The sequence below is a fragment of the Streptomyces sp. NPDC088157 genome (genome assembly GCF_044741545.1).
Classification (GTDB): domain Bacteria; phylum Actinomycetota; class Actinomycetes; order Streptomycetales; family Streptomycetaceae; genus Streptomyces.
Genome location: NZ_JBIUSU010000026.1, coordinates 1 through 1,449, shown reverse-complemented (window position 1 = coordinate 1,449; position 1,449 = coordinate 1). Strand labels below are relative to the sequence as shown.

General features: G+C 68.2%; 1 protein-coding gene. It reads right to left on the bottom strand.

Going from position 1 to position 1,449, the window contains the following annotated elements; translation table 11 throughout:
- Nucleotides 1–115 precede the first annotated feature (115 nt).
- The gene (locus ACIPFH_RS43065; RefSeq protein ID WP_401835617.1) at nucleotides 116–1,366 is read right to left on the bottom strand and encodes an IS701 family transposase; all 1,251 of its coding nucleotides are present in this window, start codon (nucleotides 1,364–1,366) and stop codon (nucleotides 116–118) included.
- Nucleotides 1,367–1,449: the final 83 nt, after the last annotated feature.

Sequence of the window (1,449 nt, the reverse complement as noted above, 5' to 3'; positions counted from 1 at the left end):
CTAGTAGGGCTTGGTCAGGTTCGCATGGGGGTGGGTATGTTGCGGTGGCAGGTGGGGCAGGCGCCGGCCCAGGTGGCGAGGAGTGTCTGTAGTTCGCGGACGATTCGGTAGAGGCTCAGACCTGCACCGTGTCTTTTGGGTCTCGTGCCAGTCGTTGCAGGGTGCAGAAGGCGTGGGCGGCGGAGACGAGGGTGACATGGTGGTGCCAGCCGTTCCAGGTGCGGCCTTCGAAGTGGGCCAGTCCCAGGGCCTGTTTCATCTCGCGGTAGTCGTGTTCGATGCGCCAGCGCAGCTTGGCCAGCCGCACCAAAGTGGCCAGGGGCATTCCGGAGGGCAGGTTCGCCAGCCAGAACTGCACCGGTTCGGGTTCGGTGGCGGGCCACTCGGCCAGCAGCCAGCGTTCGGGCAGTTCAGGGCCATTGTTGGCCTGACGGACTGCGCGTCCGGCGGGGCGGATGCGCAGGGCCACGAACCGCGAGTGCATGCGTTTGAAGCCGCTGATCGACTTGCCCGGCCGGGAGCCTTCCCGCCAGGACACCGGCCTCGCAGCCGCCCGCCCTGCCGCGGTGACCAGGTCTTTCACGGCCTGCGCAGGGTCGGGATACTGCATTGTCGGTGGCCGGCCGGTGCCCGCGTAGGCGGGCTGGACGGGCCGGGCGTCGGCAGGATGAGCGGTGTGGCGGGAGGAAATGCCCACCGCATAGGGCAGGTTGCGTTCTTCCAGGCCGTGGCGGAAGGCGGCGGCATCCCCGTATCCGGCGTCCGCGACGACCAGCGGAACGTCGATGCCCCACGACCGGGTCTCGTCGATCATGTCCAGGGCCAGCTGCCACTTCTCCACATGCCCCGCTCCTGCGGGAATGCCGCAGCGGGTGCGGCGGGCGACCTTGTCCCAGTCCGCCTCCGGGGAGGCGGGATCCCAGGATGCGGGCATAAACAGCCGCCAGTTCACCGCGGCCGAGGCGTGATCCCGGGCCAGATGCAGCGACACCCCGACCTGGCACTTGGTGACCTTGCCCGCGGTGCCGGTGTACTGCCGCGACACGCACGCCGAGGCGTCCCCGTCCTTCAGGAAGCCGGTGTCGTCGATGATCAACGCTTCCGCCCCGATCGCCTCATGCATCGTCCAGGCCAGCCGGGCCCGCACATGTACCGGATCCCACGGGCTGGAGGTGATGAAGTGCGCCAGCGCCTGACGGTTACCGTCCTCGCCGAGGCGGGCCGCCATCGGCTCCACCGACTTACGCCGCCCGTCCAAAAGCAACCCGCGCACATACGCCTGCCCCCACCGCCGCTGATCCGCACGGAAGAACCCCTCGAACAACTCCGCCGCAAACGCCTCCAGGTCCTCCCGGACCGAGGCCATCTCCTCAGGTGTCACACCACTCCAACGACACTCGCAGAGCAGTAGACACGCATGCCCAAGTGAAGATGACCAAGCCCTACTAG